Raw genomic sequence first — 24,458 nt, 5'->3', positions numbered from 1 at the left:
TTTGATAAGTTAACTAATGAAAGATACATATTTTTGCCTAATGCAAAACAGTATAGAATTTAAAAACACAAATATTTACTTTACTGATGAAGGAAAAGGAAGTGTTATAGTATTACTCCATGGATTTTTAGAAAACTCCACGATGTGGAATAATATAAGTAAAGAATTATCTAAAAAATATAGAGTAGTTTGTGTTGACTTATTAGGAAGTGGAAAAACAGGGTGTATTGGATACGTACATTCGATGGAAGAAATGGCAGATGCTGTAAAAGCAGTGTTAAAAGAGTTAAAAATCCGTCGAGCTACTTTTGTAGGGCACTCTATGGGAGGGTATGTTGCTTTAGCCTTTGCAGAAAAATATCCCAAAAATGTAAAAGGAGTTTGTTTGATGAACTCTACATCTCAAGCAGATAGTGAAGAAAGAAAAAAGTTGCGACTCAGAGCTGTTGAAATGGCTAAGGAAAACTATGAAACATTAGTAAAAATGTCAATTAGTAACTTATTTGCAGAGAGTATGCGTTTACAGTTATCTGAAGAAATAGAGAAAATAAGAGAAGAAGCCTTAAAAACACCTGTTAGAGGGTACATTGCAGCTACAGAAGGAATGCGTTTGCGTAAAAACAAAGAAGCTGTTTTACAAACAATAGAAAAGAGGTTAATAATTGCAGGGAAAAATGATCCAATATTAAATTATACTACTGTTGAAGAAGAAGCAAAGAGAACCAATACCTCATTAATAGCATTACCGAACGGACACATGAGTCATGTTGAAGCAAAAGAAGAACTATTAAAAGCACTAACCAACTTTATAAAAGCTTGATAAAATCCGTTACTTTTGTAGAGTACAAAAAAGAATACACTTCATGAAAACTCATCACTTAGCCAAACAAAATTCTATTCTTAATAAATTCCTAGCTGAACTCAGAGATATCTCAATTCAAAAAGACTCGATGCGTTTCCGTAGAAACATTGAAAGAATAGGGGAAGTTTTAGCCTACGAATTAAGTAAAGAGTTAAATTATGAAGCAAAAGAAATAACAACACCATTAGGAACAAAAAAGGTAGAATTACTAGCAAATAATATAGTTTTATGCTCTATCCTTAGAGCAGGGTTACCATTACACAATGGAATGTTGAATTATTTTGATGATGTAGAGAATGCTTTTATCTCAGCATACCGTCATCACCCGAATAACGATGAAGAATTCGAAATAGTAGTAGAGTACTTCGCATCACCTTCTATTGACGGAAAAACATTATTATTGGTAGACCCAATGTTAGCAACAGGGCGTTCTATGGTTGAGGTTTATGAGGGAATAAAAAAATACGGAACACCAAAAGAAATAATTATAGCTTCGGTTATTGGTTCAATTGAAGGTGTAGAGTATGTTGCTAAACACTTACCAGAAAGTACTACTTTATGGATTGCTGATATTGACGAAAAGTTAAACGACAAAGGTTATATAGTTCCTGGCTTAGGAGATGCGGGTGATTTGGCTTACGGAGTAAAATTATAATTTACGCAACAGTACTTATAGTAAAAGAAGCTATTAAAAATAAAATAATAATAGCGTCGGCATACCATTTCTTTTGAAAAAATTCTATTCCATTAGCTAGAATAACAGAAACAGGGAAGAATACATACAAGAACTCACTTCCAGAGCCATCTTGAACTAAAAGTAAAATGGCTATAGTAATGGTAAGGTGGGCAAGAATTAATATCCAGTTTTTTCTAAATTTATTTTTAACAGCAAGTGCCTTGGGACTTTTTAAAATGATTGAAGCTACTAAAAAGAAAACTATAAAAAGAATAGGGAACAAATACTTTTCATGAGAATAAAAGCTTAAATCAGGATAAAAATTCCAATCAAAAAGCAACCAAAATTTTTCAAGGTTATCATACCAAAAATAGTAAGTGTAATACAGAAAAACCGGAGCAAAAAAACCAATTACAGGTGTTAATAATGTTTGATAGGTAAATCGTTGGTGTAAAAATATAGACAAGTAAAGTAATATCAGTAATAAAGGAGCATAAGGCTCTATTAAAAATGAAATTCCAAGCCACAAACCACCATCGAATAACTTATGAAGAATATTTTTAGAAGACTGTAAGCTATACACTTTTCGTAAAAAAAGAAGTATAGTTAAGTTGGCGTAAAAAGTTTTATTTATCTGTATGGTATCAGGAAAAAAACCAATTAATATCACAAAAAATAAAAAAGCAAAAGAGTTATCATAAGTCAATAAGTTCTTAGCAATAATAAAATTATACACCGAAAAAACGACTAAAAACCAACCAAGTTCCTTAACAAGGTTGAAAGATAATTCTTTAGAAAAAATACTTAAAACAAAATACCCTAAGAATAGTACAAACAGTACAATAAAATTTATAGGTTTAGATTTACCGAAAAAATTGGCTAACATTGTTTCTTTTTATATTTTTGCAGCTGTAAAGATACTTAAGATATGATAGCAGGCAATATTTTTAGATGGATTGGTAGTTTATTTACCGACTTTTTATTTGCACCATTCAATTGGTTACGTTTAACAGTAGCTAAATCAGATGCAGGTTGGTGGACTTCAAACGCCGTAAACTGGTTCTTTTTATTAATCCTATTAGTGTTATTTGCTTATTGGATGAAAGAAGCTGCTCGTTTTCAAAGAGAAGGAACAGAAGATAGAGCCTAATTTCTATACACTTTGGGAAGTAAAAACAAACTAAAACGTTTCAGAGAAAATGAAACGTTTGCTAACGTTATTCAACCAACACGAGAAGAAGTAACCAATAACTTTTCTTATAAAGGAAAGTGGAATACTTTTTTTAAAAACGACAACCCAATAGTTTTAGAGCTAGGTTGTGGTAAAGGTGAATATACGATTGCTTTAGCAGAAAAAAATCCTGATAAAAACTTTATTGGAATTGATATTAAAGGTGCACGATTTTGGCGAGGAGCTAAAACAGCACTAGAAAATAACATGGAAAATGTGGCTTTTATTAGAACTCAAATAGAGCTAGTAGATTATATTTTTGCTGAAAATGAAGTTTCTGAAATTTGGATAACCTTCCCAGATCCACAAATTAAGTATAAGCGTACTAAACACCGTATGACGAATTCTGAGTTTTTAAAGAAATACCATGGTATTTTAAATTCAGAAGGAACAGTCAACCTAAAAACCGATAGTGAATTCATGCACGGTTACACTTTAGGTTTATTGCATGGAGAGGGTCACGAAATTTTACACGCTAATCACGATGTTTATAAAAATGTGTACAGTCCTGAAGAAGTAACAGGAACACAAACATTTTACGAAAAACAATATTTAGAAATCGGAAAACCGATTACCTATATAAAATTCAAACTAAACTATTAATCCTGCTAATTAGCAGGATTTTTTATTTAGGCGTTCTTGATATATTCCAATTTAATTCTAAAAGAAAGCTATCTTTACCAAATGGTAGATAAAAATTTCTTCGAAAAAGTGTATGAAGTAGCTCGTTTAATACCACATGGAAGAGTAACAAGTTATGGAGCCATAGCAACCTATTTAGGAGCAGCTCGTTCGGCAAGAATGGTAGGTTGGGCAATGAATAACTCTTCAGAAAAAGAAGTACCAGCACATCGAGTAGTAAACAGAAAAGGATTGTTAACAGGAAAACACCATTTTGATGGAACAAACCTGATGCAACAATTGTTAGAAAGCGAAGGAATTGAAGTTGTTGACAACCAAATTCAAAATTTTGAAAAGGTGTTTTGGAATCCAAGCGAAGAGTTGTGATAAACTTTAAAGATGTAACATACTTAAAAGAAGGAACTGTCCGACAAAAAGAAGCTTATAAAATATTATTAGAGTTAAATCTTTTTGAGCTATTAAAAAACTTTAACCCTATCTTGGTAGGTACAATACCTATCAATATTGATGTAGAGTCAAGCGATTTAGACATTATTTGTCAAAGTGAAAATCATGAAGACATTGTAAAAGTTGTGCGTGAGAAATATGGAAAACTTCCTGGGTTTGAAGTAAAAACAATTCCATCATATAAAAACTTAAAAACAACAATCATTACACTTGAGTATAAAACCTTACCAATAGAAATTTTTGTACAAAATAAACTACCAGAAGAGCAAGACTCATACCTACATATGCTTATTGAATATCAGGTGTTGTTAAAAGAGGGAGAGGTATTTAGATCTAAAATTATAGCCTTAAAGCAACAAGGACTCAAAACTGAACCAGCATTTGCAAAACTTTTAAACTTAGAAGGGAGCCCGTATGAAGCATTATTAACTTATGGATTTCAAAAAGGCTACATATCCTAGTTTTTTAAGAAAAAACTAAACTTTACTTTGGTTGATTTTGGAAAGACAATTCAACTTAAAACTTCTCTATAAAACCAACTTATCAACCTATAAATATTACCAATCTAAAGACTTTATTTTCTGAGGGCTAAAACGTATCTTTGCAGTTAAGATTAAATAAAAATAAGCAACAAGCTTACCGCTTGCTGTTTAAAGCATATAGCATAAAACATGAGTTTTAAAAAACAAGATATATACAAAGCGTTAGAAACGATAACAGCACCAGGAGAAGGTAAAAGTTTAGTAGAAAACGAAAATATAACCAATGTAGTTACATTTGGAGATGAAGTTATTGTTGATGTTACTATAGCAAATCCATCATTACAAGCCAAAAAGAAAGTAGAAGTAGAGATAATGAAGGCTATTCACCAACACGTTGATCAAAAAATCGATGTAAAAGTGAATGTGAAGGTGGAAGTTCAACAAAAAGAAAATCCAAATCAAATTAGAGGAAAAGAAATTCCTAATATTCAAAACATCATAGCTATTGCCTCAGGTAAAGGTGGAGTAGGAAAATCTACCATTACCTCAAACATGGCTGTTTCATTAGCAAAAATGGGATTCAAAGTAGGAGTGTTAGATGCCGATGTTTATGGGCCATCACAGCACTTAATGTTTGATGTAGAAAGAGAAAAGCCGTTAGCGGTAAACGTAAATGGGCGCTCAAAAATGAAGCCGATTGAAAGTTACGGAGTAAAATTATTATCACTAGGTTTCTTTACCGATCCAAGTCAGGCAGTAATTTGGCGTGGGCCAATGGCTTCAAAAGCATTAAATCAATTAATCTTTGATGCAGATTGGGGAGAGTTAGATTTCTTATTAATCGACTTACCTCCAGGAACAGGAGATGTACATTTATCAATAGTACAAGCAGTACCAATTAACGGAGCAGTCGTAGTAAGTACACCGCAAAACATTGCCTTAGCAGATGCTAAAAAAGGAGTAGCAATGTTTAAACAAGAAAGTATTAATGTACCGGTATTAGGTATCGTTGAAAATATGGCGTATTTTACACCAGCAGAACTTCCTAACAATAAATATTATATTTTTGGAGAAGGAGGCGCTAAAAATTTAGCCGAAGATATTGAAACAAGTTTCTTAGGAGAAATACCATTAGTACAAAGCATACGTGAAGCAGGAGATGTTGGACATCCAGTAGCTTTACAAGAAAACACACCACTAGCAAATGCTTTTACAGAGGTAACCAAAGAAATGGTTTCGCAACTATTAAAAAGAAATGCAAACTTACCACCAACAGAAGTAGTACGAATTACTACCATGAGTGGTTGTAGCTCAAAATAAGCAGTTATGGCAACAGCAGACATAAGAAATAACGTAGAAAAAGCGTTGGAAGAAATCCGACCTTTTTTAGTAAGTGATGGAGGTAATATTAAACTATTATCTATTGAAGACAGTACAGTAAAAGTACAATTAGAAGGAGCTTGCAGCGGTTGTTCAGTCAATCAAATGACCTTGAAAAACGGAGTAGAAGCAACTATAAAAAAATACGCACCAGAAATTACAGAAGTAATTAACGTAGCTTAACTGATAAAAGTCAGGTTTTAAGCTAAACAAATACTTTAATTTTGGGCGTTCGAGCGTGCTTTCGTTACTCGCTTTCCAATTAAAAAATTGGAAGAGCTCAAACAAGCCACTCAATCACTAACGCATACATATTCCTGTCTTATTTCAAAAGGCAGGAATCTCAGTATAAATAAGAGAATTTTGTTATAAAATGATACAAACAGATATATTAATTATTGGAGCAGGACCTACAGGATTATTTACGGTTTTTGAAGCAGGATTATTAAAATTACGTTGTCATTTAATTGATGCCTTACCACAACCAGGAGGGCAATGTTCAGAAATTTATCCTAAAAAACCAATTTACGATATACCAGCATATCCAGAGATTTTAGCTGGTGACTTAACCGATAAATTGATGGAACAAATTAAACAATTTGAACCAGGTTTTACTTTAGGAGAACGTGCTGATACTATTGAAAAGCAAGATGACGGAACGTTTATCGTAACCACCAATAAAGGAACAAAACACCAAGCACCAGTAGTAGCAATTGCGGGAGGTTTAGGAAGTTTTGAACCACGTAAACCACCTATTCCAAATATTGCTAATTTTGAAGATAAAGGAGTGGAATACATGATTAAAGAACCAGAAATTTATCGTGGTAAAGACGTGGTAATTGCTGGTGGTGGAGATTCTGCTTTAGATTGGTCTATTTTCTTAACTGATGTAGCAAAATCTGTAACTTTAATTCACAGAAGAAATGAGTTCCGTGGAGCTTTAGACTCTGTTGATAAAGTACAAGAATTAAAGAATGAAGGAAAACTAATGCTAATTACACCAGCAGAAGTTAAAGGTATTGTAGGAGAAGAAAAGGTAGAAGGTGTATTAGTAGAGCAAAAAGATAAAGAACCGTTTACATTACCTTGTCAGCATTTTATTCCATTGTTTGGATTATCTCCAAAATTAGGTCCAATAGCTAATTGGGGATTAGAAATAGAAAAAAATGCCATAAAAGTAAACAACGCTTTAGACTACCAAACAAATGTAGAAGGAATTTATGCAATAGGTGATGTGAATACATACCCTGGAAAATTAAAGTTAATTTTATGCGGATTCCACGAAGCAACGTTAATGTGTCAGAGCGCTTACAAACGTATTCATCCAGATAAAAAATACGTGATGAAATATACAACGGTTGGTGGGGTTGATGGATTTGATGGTACTAGAAAAGAAGCGCCTAAAGCAGTAGTAAAAGCGATTAACTAAGTAATTAGTGAAAAGGACATTATACGATTTAACAAGGGAAGATTGGAATACACTCTTTCCCATTGAATTATCTAATCATAATACCAATTGGAAACTTGTTTTTGAAGAAGAAAAACAGCAAATTCTAGAAAACATAGATAATTCGTATTTTAATAGAATTGAACATTTTGGAAGCACTTCAATTCCCAATATAAAAGCAAAGAATTATATTGATTTGTTTATAGAAATTCCAAAAAAGTTTCTTTTCAATAAAGAATTAATAAAACAATTTGAAAAGTTAGGGTATTCTTTCTTTGAAGTTCCTGCCCGAGAAGATATAGAGGCTTATATGTCTTTCGCTAAAGGATATAATTTTGAAGGAAAAAATGAGCAAATTTTTCATATTCATATGTGTCCAAAGGATAATGTAATGTGTGATCAGTTAAAATTTAGAGATTACTTAATTGAAAATCCCGATAGAGCAAAAGAATACGAAAAATTAAAAGTTGAACTAGCTTCAAAATATAGAAACGATAGAGGAGCCTATGTTTTAGGAAAAACAAACTTTGTAAAAGAGACATTAAGTTTATATAAGAACCAATAAAAATATTGACATTAACTGAATACATACAGCAATTATCAGAAGACAAATTATTGTACTTCGCCTTACCTGTATTTTTCATCTCTATGTTCGTGGAATACCGAATAGCAAAAGAAAAATACCATGGTAAAGATACTGGAGTATCAATGTTGATGATGGTGTTTTCTGCCATTGTTGAATTTATTCCAAAAATTTTAGCTTTTGTAGCTTTTTTCTATTTATATGAAATCAGTCCGTTAAAAGGTGTTGTAGAACGCCAATGGTGGGCGTGGATTTTATTATTACTTGCCGATGATTTTGCCTATTACTGGTTTCACCGATTAAATCATGAAATACGTTTGTTCTGGGCAGGTCATGTACCACATCATTCATCGGTACATATGAATTTAGGAACAGCACTGCGCCAAGGTGTGGGTGAACGTATTCATAAATTTTTCTTTTGGATGTGGATTCCGTTATTAGGATTTGATCCTTTAATGATGTTTACCATGATGGGAATCAGTTTAATTTATCAGTTTTTTGTACATACAGAATTGGTTGATAAGCTACCAAAACCAATTGAATTTATTTTTAATACACCATCACATCACCGAGTGCATCACGCATCTAATATTCGTTACTTAGATTGTAATCATGCAGGAATTTTAATTATTTGGGACCGTATGTTTGGTACTTTTTCTGAAGAATTAAAAGAAATTGATAAACCAGTATATGGATTAACTGTAAATATTGAAACGTTTAATCCAGTAAAAGTGGCAACACATGAGTATGCTGCTATTTGGAAGGATGTAAAAAGAGCAGATAAATGGAGTGATAAACTCAATTATATATTCAATTCACCAGGTTGGACACATGATGGAGAAGATAAAAGAGCAAAAACACTTCGAAAAAAAATGAACTTGTAAAATGGAACAAGATATTACGATAAAAATTACCGACCGTGATGGAGTAACGCACGAGGTACAAGCACCAACAGATATGGCTATGAACTTAATGGAAGTAGTTCGCTCGTACGAATTAGCTCCTGAAGGAACCATTGGTATTTGTGGAGGAATGGCAATGTGTGCATCATGTCAATGCTATGTAAAATCAGATCACGAATTACCAGAAATGGGAGATGATGAAGAAGCAATGTTAGCAGAGGCTTTTTATGTAGAAGATAATAGCCGATTGGGTTGTCAAATACAAATGACCTCCGATCTAGATGGTTTAGAAGTAGAGTTAGCTCCAGAGAGCTAAGAACAAAAGAATAAAGTTTTTAAAGCGCCAGTATTTAGTGTACACTAAATACTGGCGCTTTCCTTTTTTGTAAAATATGCTATTTACGTCATTTTAAATTCCATTTACGTCATTTAGTTTGTTTGGTCTAAATATACTTTTGCTTTAAATTATTAAGACTAAATAAAAATAAATGATTCTTAAAACCACTCCTTCACTAAAAGAATTGTCATTAAATAGTTATTTGTTTAGTGATGAATCAGCACAGTTGTATGAAGAGTATATTCGGAAAACAACCACTTATATTCAACAATTTTTATCCAAAAGAACTTTTTATCAAGGAGACAACCTTGAAGAAATTTTAGTAAATAAAGAACAAGCGAAACTGGTAAATATAGAAGAAACACAACCTATAGATAGTGTTTTGGAAGAGTTGAATAACTTATATATAAAAAATGCTATTGCATTTCATAATCCAACATACGTAGCGCATTTAAATTGTCCAATTACTTTACCATCAATCATTGCAGAGATGATTACAACCACAATTAATACTGCAGTTGAAACATGGGATCAAAGTACTTCAGCAACTTTTATAGAACAAGAAGTTATTCAATGGATAACCAATGTATTTAATCTTTCAAATAAATCAGATGGTGTTTTTACAAGTGGAGGAACACAATCTAATTTCATGGGGTTATTAATGGCTCGAGATAACTATGCTTTCAAACATTTTGGAATTAACATCAAGCAACATGGATGGAGTAATGAAATAAGTAAGTTCAGAATTTTTTGTTCAGAAAAAGCACATTTCAGTATCCAAAAAAGCGCAGCTTTACTAGGTATGGGCTATGATGCGGTTATACCTGTAAAAGTTGATAAGAAAATGCAGATGGATGCAAATGAATTTGTGTTGGCTATAGAAAAAACAAAGCAAGAAGGTAATATTCCAATAGCAGTTGTAACAACATTAGGTACTACTGATTATGGAAGCTTCGATCCGATACAAACGATAGGGAAAATAGCCAACGAACACAACATGTGGTTACATGCAGATGGTGCTTATGGTGGTGCTTTTGCGCTTACAAATACCCATAAAAAATATTTTAAAGGTATTGAGTTAGCGGATTCTATTACCATAGATTTTCATAAAACCTTGTTTCAACCTGTAAGTTGTAGTGCTTTCCTAGTTAATAACAAGGAACATTTTCAGTATGTATCTTACTATGCAGACTACTTAAACCCTATTGAAGATAAAGATCCAGAACGACCAAACCTTATAGAAAAATCAATCCAAACTACACGCCGATTCGATGCCTTAAAAGTTTGGTTAACCTTAAAAATTTTAGGAACAAAAACTATTGCTAATTACTTAGAAGACGTACACTCTTTAACAAAGAAAGTATATGAAAGCATAAGAGGTCAAGAATGTTTTGAAGTTGCTCATATACCAGAACTAAGTACACTAGTATTTAGATATAAAGCAGAAGGTGTAGCTGAAGATATTATTCATAACTCGATTAATTTATATATCAAAAACACTTTATATAAAGCTGGGAAAGCATCAATTGCAAGTACAAAGTTAAATGGTAATATCTATCTGAAATTTACCTTACTCAATCCTAAAAATACAATTAACAATCTCCTCAATATTATAGAAATGATAAAAACTACGGGAGAACAATACAAAACTACAAACTAAAAAAGATGAAGAATAATATAGTAGATTTTATAGCTATCGGAGTAGGTCCTTTTAACCTAGGATTAGCATGTTTATCAGAACCTATTGAAGGTTTAAATGGAGTTTTTCTTGATAAAAAAGAAAAATTTGATTGGCATCCAGGAATGTTGTTGGAAGACACCACTTTACAAGTGCCTTTTATGGCAGATTTGGTAACACTTGCCGATCCAACAAGTCCTTTTAGTTTTCTTAACTATATAAAAGAACAAGGAAGAATTTATTCTTTTTACATACGAGAGAACTTCTTGCTACTTAGAAATGAGTACAACCACTATTGTCAGTGGGTAATTAGCAAGCTTTCTAACATATATTTTAATACAGAAGTTACGAATGTAGACTACGATCAAAAAGAAGGAATTTATGTAGTTACTAGTGTTTGTACAAAAACACAGGAAATTAAAATATATAAAGCAAAAAAATTGGTTTTAGGAACAGGAACACAACCTTACATTCCTGCTTGTTGTAAAAAGTTAAAAGATACTGCTGTTCATTCATCACAATACTTGCCTAACAAAGAACAATTACAAAGTAAGAAAAGGATAACAGTATTAGGAAGCGGACAAAGTGCTGCTGAAATATTTTCTGATTTATTACAAGAAATAGATACTAAAGGCTATGAATTAAATTGGATAACCCGTTCACCTCGTTTCTTTCCGTTAGAGTATTCTAAACTAACGCTAGAAATGACCTCACCAGAGTATGTAGACTACTTTTTCAACTTACCAGCATCAAGAAGAGATGCGCTCATTAAAAATCAAAAGCATTTATACAAAGGAATCAACCAAGATTTAATAGGATCTATCCACGATACGTTGTACGCAAAACGAGTAGTGTCAAAAGAGCCATTAAAAGTTTCGTTACGTACCAATTCTGAATTGAAAACCACCAAGGTATCAGATGAAGGTATTAAACTTGAGCTACATCAGGTAGAACAAGACAAGTATTTTGAACATGAAACTGACGGATTAGTTCTTGCTACAGGTTATGAATATCAATTACCTGATTTTATAGAGGGAATTTCAAACAGGATTTTATGGGATTATCAAGATCGATTCGATGTACAACGCAATTACAGCATAGATAAAAATCACAATGAAATCTTTGTACAGAATGTAGAGTTGCACACCCACGGTTTTGTAACACCCGATTTAGGTATGGCTGCTTATAAAAACTCATATATCATTAAAGAGATAACAGGAGTAGAGCATTATCCTATTGAGCAAAAAATAGCGTTTCAACAATTTGAAGTAACGCAAGAGGAAGAAATAGAACTCAATGTTTTTGCTTAAGAATATGAAGCTAAAAACATTTTTAATTGTAATGACGTTGGTTGCAGTAGTAAGTGATTACCTACTGCATCCATTTTATCCGCAGTTTTTCGAGCTTCGCTTCGGAATCACGAATCCCAAAAATGTAGGATACTACTTTGCAGCCATCTGTTTTATGGTAATGATTGCATTTCCATTTTGGGCATATGTTTCTAAAAAAGTATCAGAATTAAATATTTTAGTATACACCCAAGCAATTGCAGGTGTATTAGCATTGTATTGCTATTACACTACATCATACATTAATTTTTGGATAATATCACTTGTCATGGTGTTATTTAAAGGAAGTTACTTGTTAGTGTACCCTTACATTTTAAAGATTATTACTAAAGAAGAACACCCAAGTACAATTGGGTTACTTTCTGTAGTGGTGCATTTAGGTGGAATTTTAGGAGCTGTATTAGGAGGAATAACGGTGGACTATATAAATCCGAGTAGTATTTTTTTAATTATGGCAGCAGGAGACTTTATTCAAATGGCTATGAGCGGTTATTTATTAAAAAGTAAAAAATACGCTACCGATTTAATTATTTCAGAAGAACCAGCTGTTACCGATAAAAAGCTTATTCCGAAAGGATTTATTTTAAAGCTAGGTCTAATCACATTGATATTATACTTCAGCGATTTTTTAATCAGACCTTTCTTTTCAACGTACTGGGAAAGTTTTTCAATGTATAAAAGCAAATTGGTTTCTGGTACTATGTATGCCATTCCTGGTTTTGTAGCATTGGTAGCCTTGTGGATTAACAACAAACGAAAATCAGAAGGACACGAAGGAATTATCAATGCTTTGTGTATCGGGTTAATTGGACTTGTATTACAAGGAATACCCAATGAAGCATCAGTAGTTTTAGGAAGAATTATTTATGGATGGGCAATTTTTCAAGGAGTCGTGAAATTCGACATTTTATTATTCGAATTAAGCACACCAGAATCTTACTCCGTAGATTATAGCAAAATCCATTTCTTTCAAAATTTAGGTGTGCTCTTAGCTTCATTAAATGTAGGAATTATAGTAGAAGGTTTCGGATTACGTATACCGTTTGTCATTGCCTTAGGAGGTTTTGTATTAACACTTGTCTTGTACTTTATGGTTTTTAAATCAGTAAAAAAAGTACATAAACAACTAGCTAAAGCCTAAATTATGATAACTACAGATACCATAGTTTTTTTAAAAGATTATAAAGACTTCGGAACGATTACCATTCGTCCTTTTCAAGTAAAAAAAGACAGTGCTTTTTTACAACAATGGGTAACTCAAGAATATGCTGTTTTTTGGGGAATGCAAAATGCAACGGTAGAAGAAGTTGAAGAAGAATATACCCAACTTGTTGCACCAAAACATTACGATGTTTTTGTAGGAATGTTTCATAACGAACCCGCATTTATAGTAGAACGCTACAATCCGCAACTAGATATTATTAATGATTTTTATAAAGCTAAAACATCCGATTGTGGAGTACACATTATTGTAGCACCGCCAAAAATCACTAAAACACCAAACTTTACATGGTTTATGTTTCGAGCAATTATGGATTTTGTTTTCACAAACCCAACTATTAACAGAATAGTAGTTGAGCCAGATATTCGAAACAAAAAAATGTTTGCACTGTGCCAACGCATAGGTTTTCAACTAGGAAACGTAATAGAATTACCTAACAAAATAGCACAACTAGCATTTTTAAACAAGACCAATTACCAACAAAAAATCCAATCCTTTTTACCATCAAAAAGAAGTGCCATGAATACCTTAGATAATGTGGTTTCTCCACAACAATCAACACAACATATACAACCCAAAGTTTGGCAAAAAGCCAATCTATTATTAGTAAAAAAAGCATTGTGTGAGTTTTCACATGAACTACTAATACAACCTGAAGTAATTCAAGAACTAAATAGCGGATATAAGTTATATAAAGTTCATGCAGATAATACAGAAACTCAATATGAGTTTAAAGCAAAACCAATGGCTTTGAATCATTTAATGATTGATGAAGGTTCTATAAGAAGGTATGTAAAAGATGTTGAAGAAGAGGTTGATGCAATCACTTTTATAAAAGAGTTTAGAAAAGCGCTGGGAATTGCTGATGAAAAAATGCCAGTGTATTTAGAAGAAATCATAAGTACGCTATATGGAAGTGCGTTTAAGATTACAAAAGGAAATCCTACAGCCAAAGAATTAGCAACAGCCGATTTTCAAACGATAGAACAATCAATGACTGAAGGGCATCCAGGTTTTGTAGCAAATAATGGTAGAATAGGTTTTGATAGTAGCGATTATCGTTCGTATGCACCTGAAGCAGGAAACTCTTTTTCGTTATTATGGTTGGCGGGGCATACTGCGAAAGCAGTGTATTCAGCAATAGAGACATTGCCTTATGAAACCTTAATACATAAAGAGTTAGGCGCCGATACCATAGCACAATTCAATAAAATAATTGAAGAAAAAGGCTTTAGTCCAAAGGATTACTTATTTATTCCTATTCATCCATGGCAGTGGTTTAACAAATTAGCTACAATTTTTGCTTCAGAAGTAGCCAAAGGAGATTTAATCTGCCTAGGATACGGACCAGACCAATACTTAGCGCAGCAATCCATAAGAACCTTATTTAATATAACCAATCCGAAGAAATTTTATACGAAATCGGCATTGTCTATTCTAAATATGGGCTTTATGAGAGGGTTACCATTGTACTATTTAGGAACAGCTCCAAAAATGGCGGTTTGGTTAGAAAATCTATTATATAACGATGCTTATATAAAGGCAAACGGATTTAGGATGTTAAGTGAAATAGGTTCAGTAAGCTATGTGAATTCATATTTTGAAGAGTTTGGTCCACACAACGATTACAATAAAATGTTAGCATCATTGTGGAGAGAAAGCCCATATTCAGTAGTTAGACAAAACCAAAAACCACTAACGATGGCTGCATTATTACATATAGACCATCATGGAAAAGCATTATTACCAGAAATTATTAAAGACTCTGGTATTTCAATAGACAACTGGTTACGTAGCTATTTAAAGGCGTATTTAAGCCCAATGTTACACTGTTTTTATGAGTACGATTTGGTGTTTATGCCACATGGGGAAAACATTATCATGGTATTAGAAAATAACATTCCAGTATATGTTTTATTAAAAGATATTACTGAAGAAGCATGTATTTTAAATCCTGAAGTTGAACTTCCTGAAGACTTGAAGAGAATGTATGCTCCAGTTCCAGAAGACGTAAAACTATTATCAATTTTTACAGATATGTTTGATGGTTTCTTCCGCTTTTTAGCACCAATTTTAGAGGAACATGCTAATTACAGCGAGCACCGTTTTTGGGAGTTGGTAGCAGAAAATATTCAGGAATATCAAGAACAGTTTCCAGAATTATCAAATAAGTTCAAACAGTATGATTTGTTTGCTGAAGACTTTAAGCTTTCGTGTTTAAACAGACTGCAATTAAATAATCACAAACAAATGATTGATTTAGATGACCCTATTGCCCTACTCCAATTTGCAGGAAAGTTAAAAAACCCGATAGCAGCATTTAAAACTCAGGAAGTATAACTATGGTTCAAACACATCAAAAAGTATTTAGTAAAGAAATTAAGGAATTGGGGGTAATCAGTATTCGTCCATTTCAATTGGAAACAGATACACCAATGTTGCATAGTTGGGTAACACAACCTTATGCAAAATATTGGGAGATGTTAAATAAGTCTTTAGAAGAAGTACATACTGAGTATCATGAAATAGAAAATAATCCATTTCATGATAGTTATATAGGAATGTTAAATGATACTCCTGTTTTTTTAATGGAGTTGTACAAAGCATCAGAAGACATCATAGCAAACTATTACAATGCACAAGAAAACGATTACGGAATGCATGTTTTGGTAGCACCAGTAGAAAGAAGAATACCACAGTTTACATGGCATGTATTTTCAACCATTATCGATTATTTTTTCAGCTTGCCACAAGTGGAAAGAATTGTTGTAGAACCCGATGTGAATAACGAAAAAATTCATACGCTAAATAAAAAAGCAGGTTTTGAATATCAAAAAGAAGTTGAGTTACCTCATAAAAAAGCAGCCTTAGCTTTTTGTACAAGAGAGATTTACCAATCAGCTTTAATCAAACTAGAACAACATGACAAATAATATAGCACATTTACAACCCGAAGTATGGAGTTTTGTAAATCGTCAACTAATAAAAAAAGCAATCAGTGAGTTTTCACATGAGCTTATTTTAATTCCTGAATTTATTTCAGAAGAAGTTCATGGATGTGTATATCAGATAATTTCTGATAATAAGGAGTTTACATATCATTTTAAGGCGAAGAAATATTTACTCGACCATTGGATGGTGGATGCAAAGAGCATTATCAAAAAGAATAATTCATCAGAAGAAGTTTGCTTAGATGCACTGCACTTTATTACGGAATTCCAAAATACATTAGGTATCCCAAATGAATTTTTAGCAACCTATTTAGAAGAAATAGCGAGTACGCTTTCTGGCGCAGCATATAAATACACGAACGAAAAATTTTCAGCAAGTGAATTAGCCGAAAAAAACTTTCAAGAAATAGAGCATGCAATGACTGAAGGACATCCATGTTTTGTAGCAAACAATGGAAGAATAGGATTTAATATAGATGATTACCATAGATATTCACCAGAAAGTAATCAATCGTTTAAACTCATATGGATTGCAGCTCATAAAAAATATGCGACTTACACAGCCATTAAAGGTTATGAATATGAAAAACTTCTAGAAAATGAGTTAGGTGAAGAAAAAGTGAGTTCATTTAAAGAAGTCTTGAAAAAATATAATGTTGCTTCAGAAGATTACATTTTTATGCCAGTGCATCCATGGCAATGGAAAAATAAGATAGTAGCTGTTTTTGGAGCAGATATTGCTCAAAAAAATATCATTTTGGTAGGTGAAAGTGATGATGACTTTTCAGTTCAACAATCTATCAGAACACTTTTTAATGTTTCACATCCAGAAAAGTTATATACGAAAACAGCATTGTCGATTTTAAACATGGGCTTTATGCGTGGACTTTCTCCTTATTACATGCAAAGTACGCCGCACATCACCCAATGGATAACAGATTTGTTGGCAGAAGACACATACTTACTAAACAATGGATTTACCATGTTGGGGGAAGTAGCAACGGTAGGATATCATAATCACTATTATGAGGTGTTAGGAAAAACGAATCCGCATAACAAGATGTTATCAGCCTTGTGGCGTGAGAGTCCGTTTACAAAAATAAGCTCTAACCAACGAGTACTTACGATGGCTGCTTTACTGCATGTAGACTATCAAGAAAAATCATTTTTAACCGCTTTAATAGAAGCATCTCCTTATGACACCGGTACTTGGGTTCAGCGTTATTTAAAAGCTTATTTAACACCACTATTACACTGCTTTTATAAGTATGAATTTGTGTTTATGCCACATGGAGAAAACCTTATTCTAGTATTAGAAGAAAACACGCCAGTATATGTGTTAATGAAAGATATTACTGAAGAAGTGATTGTTTTTAATGAAGCAATGCACTTGCCTGAGCACGCTAAAAGATTGTTTACTAAAACCTCTGATGCAATGAAAGTACTTTCAATTTTTACAGATGTTTTTGATTGCTTTTTCCGTTTTATGGCACAACAATTAGACAGTTATGCAAACTTTTCAGAAGAAAACTTTTGGGAATTGGTAGCAGAATGTGTGTATGAGTATCAGGAAGAGCATCCAGAGTTTTCAGAGAAATACGAACGATACGATTTATTTGTTAATGAGTTTGATCGTTGTTGCTTAAACAGGTTGCAGTTAAGTAACACAAAACAAATATTGAGTTTAGCCGATCCAATTGAAAGCTTAAAATTGGAAGGAATTCTAGAGAATCCACTAGCAAAATTTAAAAAAGAAGAGACAGCAGTAAAAAATAATAGCTCAAAAAATATAAAATTTAAAAAGAATTAAATGGAAAAACAAAATAGAGTAAGAGCTGTGGACTTTGTAAGAGGATTTAGTGTTCTTATTATGATTCCAGTACATGTGATGATGATTTTTTCAAATATGGATACTTGGGAAAACTCGATAACTGGAAATATAGCTCAGATATTAGAAAGAGGATCACCCGTTTTCCTTATTGTAATGGGGATATCATTTGCATTCTCAAGAAACTCCAATAAAAAAGGAATCTTTAAAAAAGCTTTATTCATTATTATTTTAGGATACATTTTAAACTTCTTAAGATTTATAGTACCTCTTTTGTTTTTTGGAGGTTTTCCAGAAAGTTTTGTAAAGGCAAGCGGGCTTCAAGTAAGTAATCCGTATAGTATGTTAAACTACTTTTTAAAAGGAGATATGTTTCAACTAATAGGGATATCATTATTTTTAATAGGGATATCGTTTAAGTTCTTAATTAAAAATAAAAACATACTCATACTTATAGCATTGGTCGTTATGTGGCTTTCAAAAATTGTAAGTGGTATTCAACTAGGAATTCCTGGGGTAGATTATGTTTTAAACCTTATTTGGGGTAATAACTTTGATGTATACTTTCCTTTATTTCCGTGGATTTCATTTATTCTGATGGGGCTGTATTTAGGATTAAGATACCAAGAAGCACCTGAAAATGCTGATAAATCTTTATTCAGACCAATGTTGTATATAGGTATCGTTTTTCTCGTAACAGGAAAGTTACTGTGTGATTATAATTATGAATACCATTTTGGAGATTATTATCATTTAGGCCCAGGAGGAAGTATGGGATTAATGGGGTGTATCTTAGTTCTTTTCTGGGTGTATTATTTAATAGAACGAAATCTTCCTAAGAACAATTATGTAAGCAGATTGTTTTTTTACTGTAGCAAGAATGTTACCCTTTTTTATATGATACAATGGGTGTTAATTTACTGGTTACTAGTGTTTACAGAATTTTCAGCTTATAACGAACCAATGGTTTTAGCCATTATGTTGGCTGTAAACATAGGAACTTTCAGTTTATTATATCTGTTTAACAAATACAAGGTTGCAAAAAGAAGTAAAAAAGCAAGGTTAGCACAACAAATGGCATAGGTATGAAGAGGTTATTAGTAATTATTGTTGTCTTATTGCAGCTTAAATCTGCAGCGCAAGCAACATTAGCAGGGAGTTATGGATTAGATCCTACTGTTCAAGAGTTTTTAGAAGCTATTCATTCTTATCAAGGCCCACCATTACAAGATTTGCCTTTGGATGTGGGAAGGTTAGCTATGGAAAACATGCAAAAAGATTCAACCTTAACCTATGATAACGTAATTTTTACAAAAGTTACCTTTAAAGAAGAAGATAGGAAAGTTAATTCAGTAATCATAAAGCCAAAAAAGGCTGAAAAATTGCTTCCAATACTAGTGTATTTTCATGGAGGAGGATGGGTGTTTAATAGCTTTGAAACACACAAAAGGTTAATGCGAGATATTGTTTTAAAAGCTAATGTAGGAGTTGTTTTTGTAGAATATTCAAGAGCACCAGAAATAAAGTATCCTGTAGCAAATGAAGAAGGGTATGCAGCAGCTTTATTTATGTCAAAATATGGGAAGAACTATGGATTAGATTCAAACAGAATTATAGTTGGTGGTGACAGTGTAGGAGGAAACATGGCAACGACCGTAGCAATGAAGGCAAAAGAAAAAGGAGCTCCTAAAATTCTTGGGCAAGTGTTGTTGTATCCTGTAACCGATGCTAATTTAAACACCAAATCATATGAACAATTTTCTAAAGGGCATTATTTAACTAAAGCTACCATGAAATGGTTTTGGGAAGTATACGCTTCTGATAAAAGCACGCAATCATTAGCAACTGTAACTCCTTTAAAAGCAAGTTTAGAAGAACTTCAAAATTTACCTAAAACACTTTTAATAACGGCGGAATATGATGTGCTAAGAGACGAAGGTGAGGCGTACGCCAAAAAGTTAAGAACAGCTAAAGTACCAGTTGTTTCAACAAGATATGGAGGAACAATACACGATTTTATAGTACTAAATGCTCTTAGAAAAACCGAAGCTTCAAAAGGAGCAGTAGCACAAGTGTGTGCTTTTTTAAAGAATAATTTTTATAAGAATAATTAAAAAATGGATTTATCATCTATAAAAGTACTTGTAGGTCAATTAGAACATATGAGTATAATAGTGCTTGTTTTAATGCTAGTTGAATGGGGAATTCTTATAGTAACAAGTTATGTAGAAAAAAACAAAGAAGGAGTCGTTAGTATTATATCATATTTAGTGCAAAGCATTCCATATTTTTTACTGTCAAAAGTGTTTATTGTGGCTAGCATGTTTTGGTTGTATGAAAATAGATTTTTTACCTTAGGGTTTCAATGGTATGTTTGGATTGCGGCTTACTTATTGTACGATTTTACAGTGTTTTTTATTCATTTATTAGGACATAAAGTTCGAGTTTTATGGTGTATCCATGGTGTACATCATACAGCAGAAGAAATGAATTTAACTGTAGTTGCACGAGGATCAATATTTGATGTGTTTTTTACTCCGTTTAATTTTATATGGCTTCCAATAGTAGGATTTCATCCATTGATGATTTTTGTAATTGAGCCGATAGCAAGACTATATGCTACGTTAACACATATAAACGAAAAAGTTATTGGAAAGCAGAAACAGTTGGATAAGATATTAATTACGCCTTCAGTTCATAGGGTGCATCATGCTAAAAACCATATTTATTTAGATAGAAATTATGGCGAAACCTTTAGTATTTGGGATCGCTTATTTAAAACTTTTCAAAAAGAATTAGATAATGAAAAGATTGAATATGGAATTATGCATGACAAATTGAATAGTGAAAGCATATGGGATGTACAGTTTTTACTATGGAAAGAATTATGGTTAGACGTTAAAAAAGCACCAAGATTAATAGACAAAGTAAAATATGTTTTTATGCCTCCAGGTTGGAACCATATTGATGGAGGAAAAAAGGCAAGAGAGTACAGGAATGAAGCTTGGTTAAACAAACTTGAGAAATAAATGAGTATAAACTCAGACTCTAGTTTGAAGACTCATAAGAATAATTCTTTCTAAACTCTTTAGGAGTAACTTTTTCAAACTTTTTAAAAGCAGCTGTAAAATGAGTAGGGTTTTTATACCCTACCATATCAGCTACTTCATAAATAGGTCTTTGAGTATGAGTCAATAGGTTTTTAGCCTTCTCCATTCTTAATTTTTTAGCATAATTGAAAATAGTTTCATCAAACAATTTTTTAAACTCATTTTTTAAAACATTTTGATTCAATAATACTTTGCGAGCAAGCTGCTGTATGGATATTTGTTCATGTAGATTTGTTTGAAGTATAGCTTCTACTTTATATATTTTCTTAAGAATATTCTCATTAGAATTACTCGCTTTTTTTGTACGAATAGCTAATTGAAGATGTAGCAATTCTAAAGTTTTTGATTCTAAAAAAAGACGTTTAAGTAACCCTTTTTGTGAGTTAAGGAGTATTTCGGTAACAATTTTCTCCATATTAGAAGTTAATTGTTGAGTAAAGGTTTCTGTTTTTTTTAAACCAAGCGCCTTATCATTGGACAAAAGAGCTTGCATTTGATGTTTTTGTATGAAAGAATCATACATGCTAATTTTAATTTCGTTTATAGGTTTGTCTCTGTAAAAAAAGGCTTTACTATCTTCATTGTTATTGTATAGAAGACAGCTTTCATTTTTTTCAAGAATAAGGTCGTTTTTGAAATCAGAAAAACGAATAATCTTTTCCCCTTCTATTAAAACAGATAGTTCTAAAGAACTTAAGTTATGATCTGAGGTAAAAAGAAAATCTTTTTTAAACTTAGCATTTATTATAGTAATTAATAAACCATCAAAATAGTAACTAGTTATAATTCCATTACCATAGGCAGCATTAACTGTATAGGTATAGGTTGTTATACCACAGTTTATACTTTTATTTTGTAACTGTAGTATTTTTTTTAATTGCAATGTATCATCGTTGGCTATAGCAATTTCCATAAAATTGGGGGACTAAGGAAATGTAGATTAAGCTTATTGTATATTAAATATCTTTAATCCATTTATAAATATTAATAATTAAAAATATACTTGCAATAGCTACTAAAAGAAGCATAAATATTTCAGAAATATTACTTGATTCATGTAAGATAGCCTCAAAGAAATGATATACGTTATATAAACCAGCTATACTAGCCCATACGATTGAAGTTATTTTAAACCATTTCTTAGAAATTTCAATAGTTAATAAACCAAAAAGCAAACACATTCCTTCAAATAAAATACGATATATGTGATGTATAAAAGGAGCTTCACCAGTTGCCCCCTCCATTACTAAGGTTTCATTGTAGTATATATTAAACAGTCCGTAAATGTGGTGAACTATCCAGCCAATTGCTAAAAATATCCAAAGGATTATAATTTTTGTTCTCATAGGTATGTGGTTTTTATTGTTTAATAATTGTTTCTTTTCGTTAGTTAAATCTTTAGTTGTTTTTTGTGCTTCTTCAGCTAATAACTGTTTACGATTTTTATAATCTATAGGGTGTTTTGTAAAAGTACTTTTAGCTTTTACTTCTGGTTTTATTTTTAGATAGATAAATAATGCAGTAACAGAAATTCCTATCCATAGTAAATCAACTGTAAGAATGTCAAATTGCTTAGCTTTGTAAGTGTTCCAAATCCAGTTATTGGAAATAATGCCGCTAGCAATTGGAACTAAAAAGCCTAGAATTGCACCTGCTAGTAAAGTAGTTTTGTTTGTGAAATAATTATTTCGTTTAAATCTAAAATAGAGGATTGCTACTAACCAAATAACAAAAAACCAAGTGTATAAAATGCTCATTTTTTGAGTTTGGTAAGTTTCTGGTAATAATTTTACGACCAAGAAAAATAAGGCAATAACAGGAAATAATGACAAGCAAATAGCAAGATAAATATGTCCTACCTTGGCAGTGTAAAGACGTTGCTTTAAACTCATACTTTTTTTATTGCGAGCTTCAATCCAAATTAATACCCCCGTGATAATTACGAAGCAAGTAATAAGCGCTAGGATAAAGTAAATAGCTTTTACAGTAATACCTCCAAAATTACCATAGTGTAAACGGCTTACAGAAAGTTGAATATCATCTGTATACTTACTTTCATTAGGATTTCTTACAATCGAAGTTTTATCGGTCTCAAAATCATAAAATATCATTCCCGAACTTAAAAAGCGTTCTTTATAATCTAGTTCACCAATCAAGCAATATTTCATGTTGGTACCGCCATAGTTTTTAATTAAAACATAATTTGAGTTAAAATGAGACCAGCGGTTAGCATTTTCTTTTACAAATTTATTGACACTAGGAATTTCTTTGTCAGTTTTAGCAATCCATTCATACGATGTACGGTCGGGGCGCAAATCTTCCATTAGTTTATCTTGATCACCACCATATAAAAAGTTTGCAGGAAGTAAAACAAACAAACTTAAACAGAAATAAGCAGCAGTAACAGCGTACATAAACTGAAAAGGAAGTCCTATAATTCCTAATGCAGTATGTGCGTCTGTCCAGACTCTTTTTAAAGCAATTTTGGGATTGAACTGGTAAAAGTTTGAAATAATTTTTTTCCAATGCACAATCACTCCAGTAACAATGGCAAACAAAAAGAATAAGGATACAAAACCGGCAAGGTAAATTCCAATAGTAGGAATTTGTGTAAAGAAATGTAAACGGTATAAAAACTCTCCTAAACCATATTTCTCTACATAACTAGCTGTTTCACCAGTATGAATATTTATAGCTTGATAGTTTTGATATTTAGCTTCATCAGGAATATTTACTGTGTCTTTAGCAGCTGAGGTTAAGACATAGATATTGTCGCTTTTATGCCCTAAGTAAAAACGAATATCTCTACTCGTTAAATAATGATTTTCTGAGAGTTTTTTTAATAAAGAATCATAATCAATATTTTCTCTAGCAATATTTTGTGAATGTTTACCATCTTCCCAAGCTTCAATTTCATCTTTAAAAAGAGCAAAAGCACCTGTAAAAAAGATAACATATAAGGCTACACTTATAACAATACCGCTAACTGTATGTGTATTGAAAAATACATTGTAATTTCTGTTACTCATTATACAAATGGATTTTGTTGATTTCCGAAGTAATAAATTACATATAGGATTATTGAAATTATGAGATATAAAATCCAAACTTTCCATCCATTTTTAAACAAGTAAGGAACAATTAACAAAGCGCCCCAAACAATAAAAATGGTATAAATAGAGGTGATTAGTACTTCTTTTGGATTGGGTAGCCATAAAACTAAACACATATGTAGTAGAGCACTTATGATGTATCCACCAATGAGACCAGCAGAGATTTTTGCGAACTGCTGCCAAGGTGATTGGTTTAAATATTTAGAATTAGCAGGCAT

At 32.1% G+C, this 24,458-nt stretch carries 25 protein-coding genes; 21 read left to right on the top strand and 4 right to left on the bottom strand.

Going from position 1 to position 24,458, the window contains the following annotated elements; translation table 11 throughout:
* Positions 1-16: 16 nt before the first annotated feature.
* Positions 17-820: an alpha/beta fold hydrolase gene (locus tag C8N27_RS04150; protein ID WP_244174711.1), complete on the top strand. Its 804-nt coding sequence runs from the start codon at positions 17-19 to the stop codon at positions 818-820.
* Between the two features lie 43 nt (positions 821-863).
* Positions 864-1,517, top strand: coding sequence for a uracil phosphoribosyltransferase (gene upp / locus C8N27_RS04145; RefSeq protein ID WP_121146396.1), 654 nt, complete (start codon positions 864-866; stop codon positions 1,515-1,517).
* Position 1,518: 1 nt separating this feature from the next.
* Here the strand turns inward: upp and C8N27_RS04140 are convergent, their stop codons facing one another.
* The gene (locus C8N27_RS04140; RefSeq protein ID WP_121146395.1) at positions 1,519-2,424 is read right to left on the bottom strand and encodes a DUF6427 family protein; all 906 of its coding nucleotides are present in this window, start codon (positions 2,422-2,424) and stop codon (positions 1,519-1,521) included.
* A 42-nt stretch (positions 2,425-2,466) separates the two neighbouring features.
* Here C8N27_RS04140 and C8N27_RS04135 point away from each other — a divergent pair, with 42 nt between their 5' ends.
* From C8N27_RS04135 to C8N27_RS04045, 19 genes are all read left to right on the top strand, one after another.
* A complete protein-coding gene (locus tag C8N27_RS04135) occupies positions 2,467-2,688 on the top strand; it encodes a DUF6341 family protein (protein ID WP_099214833.1) in 222 nt (73 codons plus the stop codon).
* Between the two features lie 12 nt (positions 2,689-2,700).
* Positions 2,701-3,372, top strand: coding sequence for a tRNA (guanosine(46)-N7)-methyltransferase TrmB (gene trmB / locus C8N27_RS04130; RefSeq protein WP_099214832.1), 672 nt, complete (start codon positions 2,701-2,703; stop codon positions 3,370-3,372).
* Positions 3,373-3,453: 81 nt separating this feature from the next.
* On the top strand, positions 3,454-3,777 hold the full coding sequence (locus tag C8N27_RS04125; RefSeq protein WP_121146394.1) for an MGMT family protein: 324 nt from the start codon (positions 3,454-3,456) through the stop codon (positions 3,775-3,777).
* The gene (locus C8N27_RS04120) at positions 3,774-4,319 is read left to right on the top strand and encodes a DUF4269 domain-containing protein (RefSeq protein WP_164723397.1); all 546 of its coding nucleotides are present in this window, start codon (positions 3,774-3,776) and stop codon (positions 4,317-4,319) included. Before C8N27_RS04125 ends, C8N27_RS04120 begins: the two co-directional genes overlap by 4 nt.
* A 210-nt stretch (positions 4,320-4,529) precedes the next feature.
* Positions 4,530-5,660, top strand: a complete 1,131-nt coding sequence (locus C8N27_RS04115; RefSeq protein WP_099214829.1) for an Mrp/NBP35 family ATP-binding protein — start codon at positions 4,530-4,532, stop codon at positions 5,658-5,660.
* Between the two features lie 6 nt (positions 5,661-5,666).
* Positions 5,667-5,903: a NifU family protein gene (locus C8N27_RS04110; protein ID WP_099214828.1), complete on the top strand. Its 237-nt coding sequence runs from the start codon at positions 5,667-5,669 to the stop codon at positions 5,901-5,903.
* 190 nt (positions 5,904-6,093) lie between these two features.
* Entirely contained in the window at positions 6,094-7,149 is a 1,056-nt protein-coding gene (locus tag C8N27_RS04105) for an NAD(P)/FAD-dependent oxidoreductase (RefSeq protein ID WP_121146392.1), read from the top strand.
* Between the two features lie 7 nt (positions 7,150-7,156).
* A complete protein-coding gene (locus C8N27_RS04100; RefSeq protein ID WP_121146391.1) occupies positions 7,157-7,732 on the top strand; it encodes a GrpB family protein in 576 nt (191 codons plus the stop codon).
* Between the two features lie 5 nt (positions 7,733-7,737).
* Positions 7,738-8,634 carry a sterol desaturase family protein gene (locus tag C8N27_RS04095; protein WP_244174709.1) on the top strand — a complete coding sequence of 299 codons (897 nt, stop codon included), beginning with the start codon at positions 7,738-7,740 and terminating at the stop codon, positions 8,632-8,634.
* Between the two features lies 1 nt (position 8,635).
* A complete protein-coding gene (locus C8N27_RS04090; protein WP_121146389.1) occupies positions 8,636-8,968 on the top strand; it encodes a 2Fe-2S iron-sulfur cluster-binding family protein in 333 nt (110 codons plus the stop codon).
* A gap of 172 nt (positions 8,969-9,140) precedes the next feature.
* A complete protein-coding gene (locus C8N27_RS04085; RefSeq protein ID WP_121146388.1) occupies positions 9,141-10,649 on the top strand; it encodes a pyridoxal phosphate-dependent decarboxylase family protein in 1,509 nt (502 codons plus the stop codon).
* Positions 10,650-10,654: 5 nt separating this feature from the next.
* Positions 10,655-11,977, top strand: coding sequence for a lysine N(6)-hydroxylase/L-ornithine N(5)-oxygenase family protein (locus tag C8N27_RS04080; RefSeq protein WP_121146387.1), 1,323 nt, complete (start codon positions 10,655-10,657; stop codon positions 11,975-11,977).
* Positions 11,978-11,981: 4 nt separating this feature from the next.
* Positions 11,982-13,157, top strand: coding sequence for an MFS transporter (locus C8N27_RS04075; protein WP_244174708.1), 1,176 nt, complete (start codon positions 11,982-11,984; stop codon positions 13,155-13,157).
* 3 nt (positions 13,158-13,160) lie between these two features.
* Positions 13,161-15,578 (top strand): GNAT family N-acetyltransferase, encoded by a 2,418-nt coding sequence (locus C8N27_RS04070; protein ID WP_121146386.1) that lies wholly within the window; start codon positions 13,161-13,163, stop codon positions 15,576-15,578.
* Positions 15,579-15,580: 2 nt separating this feature from the next.
* The gene (locus tag C8N27_RS04065) at positions 15,581-16,171 is read left to right on the top strand and encodes a GNAT family N-acetyltransferase (RefSeq protein ID WP_121146385.1); all 591 of its coding nucleotides are present in this window, start codon (positions 15,581-15,583) and stop codon (positions 16,169-16,171) included.
* Positions 16,161-17,999, top strand: a complete 1,839-nt coding sequence (locus C8N27_RS04060; RefSeq protein WP_121146384.1) for an IucA/IucC family protein — start codon at positions 16,161-16,163, stop codon at positions 17,997-17,999. Before C8N27_RS04065 ends, C8N27_RS04060 begins: the two co-directional genes overlap by 11 nt.
* Positions 18,000-19,100: a heparan-alpha-glucosaminide N-acetyltransferase domain-containing protein gene (locus tag C8N27_RS04055; RefSeq protein ID WP_121146383.1), complete on the top strand. Its 1,101-nt coding sequence runs from the start codon at positions 18,000-18,002 to the stop codon at positions 19,098-19,100.
* Positions 19,101-19,102: 2 nt separating this feature from the next.
* Positions 19,103-20,131, top strand: a complete 1,029-nt coding sequence (locus C8N27_RS04050) for an alpha/beta hydrolase (RefSeq protein WP_121146382.1) — start codon at positions 19,103-19,105, stop codon at positions 20,129-20,131.
* 3 nt (positions 20,132-20,134) lie between these two features.
* Positions 20,135-21,046 (top strand): sterol desaturase family protein, encoded by a 912-nt coding sequence (locus C8N27_RS04045; RefSeq protein ID WP_201796517.1) that lies wholly within the window; start codon positions 20,135-20,137, stop codon positions 21,044-21,046.
* A 19-nt stretch (positions 21,047-21,065) separates the two neighbouring features.
* Here the strand turns inward: C8N27_RS04045 and C8N27_RS04040 are convergent, their stop codons facing one another.
* From C8N27_RS04040 to C8N27_RS04030, 3 genes are read right to left on the bottom strand one after another with little or no spacing between them, the layout of a single operon-like run.
* Positions 21,066-22,040 carry a helix-turn-helix domain-containing protein gene (locus tag C8N27_RS04040; RefSeq protein ID WP_121146381.1) on the bottom strand — a complete coding sequence of 325 codons (975 nt, stop codon included), beginning with the start codon at positions 22,038-22,040 and terminating at the stop codon, positions 21,066-21,068.
* A 43-nt stretch (positions 22,041-22,083) separates the two neighbouring features.
* Positions 22,084-24,156 (bottom strand): PepSY-associated TM helix domain-containing protein, encoded by a 2,073-nt coding sequence (locus tag C8N27_RS04035; protein ID WP_121146380.1) that lies wholly within the window; start codon positions 24,154-24,156, stop codon positions 22,084-22,086.
* Positions 24,156-24,458, bottom strand: a complete 303-nt coding sequence (locus C8N27_RS04030; RefSeq protein WP_121146379.1) for a hypothetical protein — start codon at positions 24,456-24,458, stop codon at positions 24,156-24,158. The genes C8N27_RS04035 and C8N27_RS04030 overlap by 1 nt, the downstream gene beginning before the upstream one ends.

It is taken from the genome of Tenacibaculum discolor, from assembly GCF_003664185.1.
In the GTDB taxonomy this organism is placed as follows: domain Bacteria; phylum Bacteroidota; class Bacteroidia; order Flavobacteriales; family Flavobacteriaceae; genus Polaribacter; species Polaribacter discolor.
Note: the sequence above shows the minus strand (reverse complement) of the source record. Positions and strands in the feature narration are given on the sequence as shown.

Bases quoted from the DNA above. Each gene is read 5' to 3' on its own strand.
- C8N27_RS04125 (WP_121146394.1), top strand. From the start codon at position 3,454: ATGGTAGATAAAAATTTCTTCGAAAAAGTGTATGAAGTAGCTCGTTTA.
- C8N27_RS04065 (WP_121146385.1), top strand. From the start codon at position 15,581: ATGGTTCAAACACATCAAAAAGTATTTAGTAAAGAAATTAAGGAATTG.
- C8N27_RS04035 (WP_121146380.1), bottom strand. From the start codon at position 24,156: ATGAGTAACAGAAATTACAATGTATTTTTCAATACACATACAGTTAGC.
- C8N27_RS04050 (WP_121146382.1), top strand. From the start codon at position 19,103: ATGAAGAGGTTATTAGTAATTATTGTTGTCTTATTGCAGCTTAAATCT.
- C8N27_RS04080 (WP_121146387.1), top strand. From the start codon at position 10,655: ATGAAGAATAATATAGTAGATTTTATAGCTATCGGAGTAGGTCCTTTT.
- C8N27_RS04150 (WP_244174711.1), top strand. From the start codon at position 17: ATGAAAGATACATATTTTTGCCTAATGCAAAACAGTATAGAATTTAAA.
- C8N27_RS04115 (WP_099214829.1), top strand. From the start codon at position 4,530: ATGAGTTTTAAAAAACAAGATATATACAAAGCGTTAGAAACGATAACA.
- C8N27_RS04075 (WP_244174708.1), top strand. From the start codon at position 11,982: ATGAAGCTAAAAACATTTTTAATTGTAATGACGTTGGTTGCAGTAGTA.
- C8N27_RS04040 (WP_121146381.1), bottom strand. From the start codon at position 22,040: ATGGAAATTGCTATAGCCAACGATGATACATTGCAATTAAAAAAAATA.
- C8N27_RS04030 (WP_121146379.1), bottom strand. From the start codon at position 24,458: ATGCCTGCTAATTCTAAATATTTAAACCAATCACCTTGGCAGCAGTTC.
- C8N27_RS04045 (WP_201796517.1), top strand. From the start codon at position 20,135: ATGGATTTATCATCTATAAAAGTACTTGTAGGTCAATTAGAACATATG.
- C8N27_RS04135 (WP_099214833.1), top strand. From the start codon at position 2,467: ATGATAGCAGGCAATATTTTTAGATGGATTGGTAGTTTATTTACCGAC.
- C8N27_RS04085 (WP_121146388.1), top strand. From the start codon at position 9,141: ATGATTCTTAAAACCACTCCTTCACTAAAAGAATTGTCATTAAATAGT.
- C8N27_RS04055 (WP_121146383.1), top strand. From the start codon at position 18,000: ATGGAAAAACAAAATAGAGTAAGAGCTGTGGACTTTGTAAGAGGATTT.
- upp (WP_121146396.1), top strand. From the start codon at position 864: ATGAAAACTCATCACTTAGCCAAACAAAATTCTATTCTTAATAAATTC.
- C8N27_RS04105 (WP_121146392.1), top strand. From the start codon at position 6,094: ATGATACAAACAGATATATTAATTATTGGAGCAGGACCTACAGGATTA.
- C8N27_RS04140 (WP_121146395.1), bottom strand. From the start codon at position 2,424: ATGTTAGCCAATTTTTTCGGTAAATCTAAACCTATAAATTTTATTGTA.
- C8N27_RS04110 (WP_099214828.1), top strand. From the start codon at position 5,667: ATGGCAACAGCAGACATAAGAAATAACGTAGAAAAAGCGTTGGAAGAA.
- C8N27_RS04060 (WP_121146384.1), top strand. From the start codon at position 16,161: ATGACAAATAATATAGCACATTTACAACCCGAAGTATGGAGTTTTGTA.
- C8N27_RS04090 (WP_121146389.1), top strand. From the start codon at position 8,636: ATGGAACAAGATATTACGATAAAAATTACCGACCGTGATGGAGTAACG.
- C8N27_RS04070 (WP_121146386.1), top strand. From the start codon at position 13,161: ATGATAACTACAGATACCATAGTTTTTTTAAAAGATTATAAAGACTTC.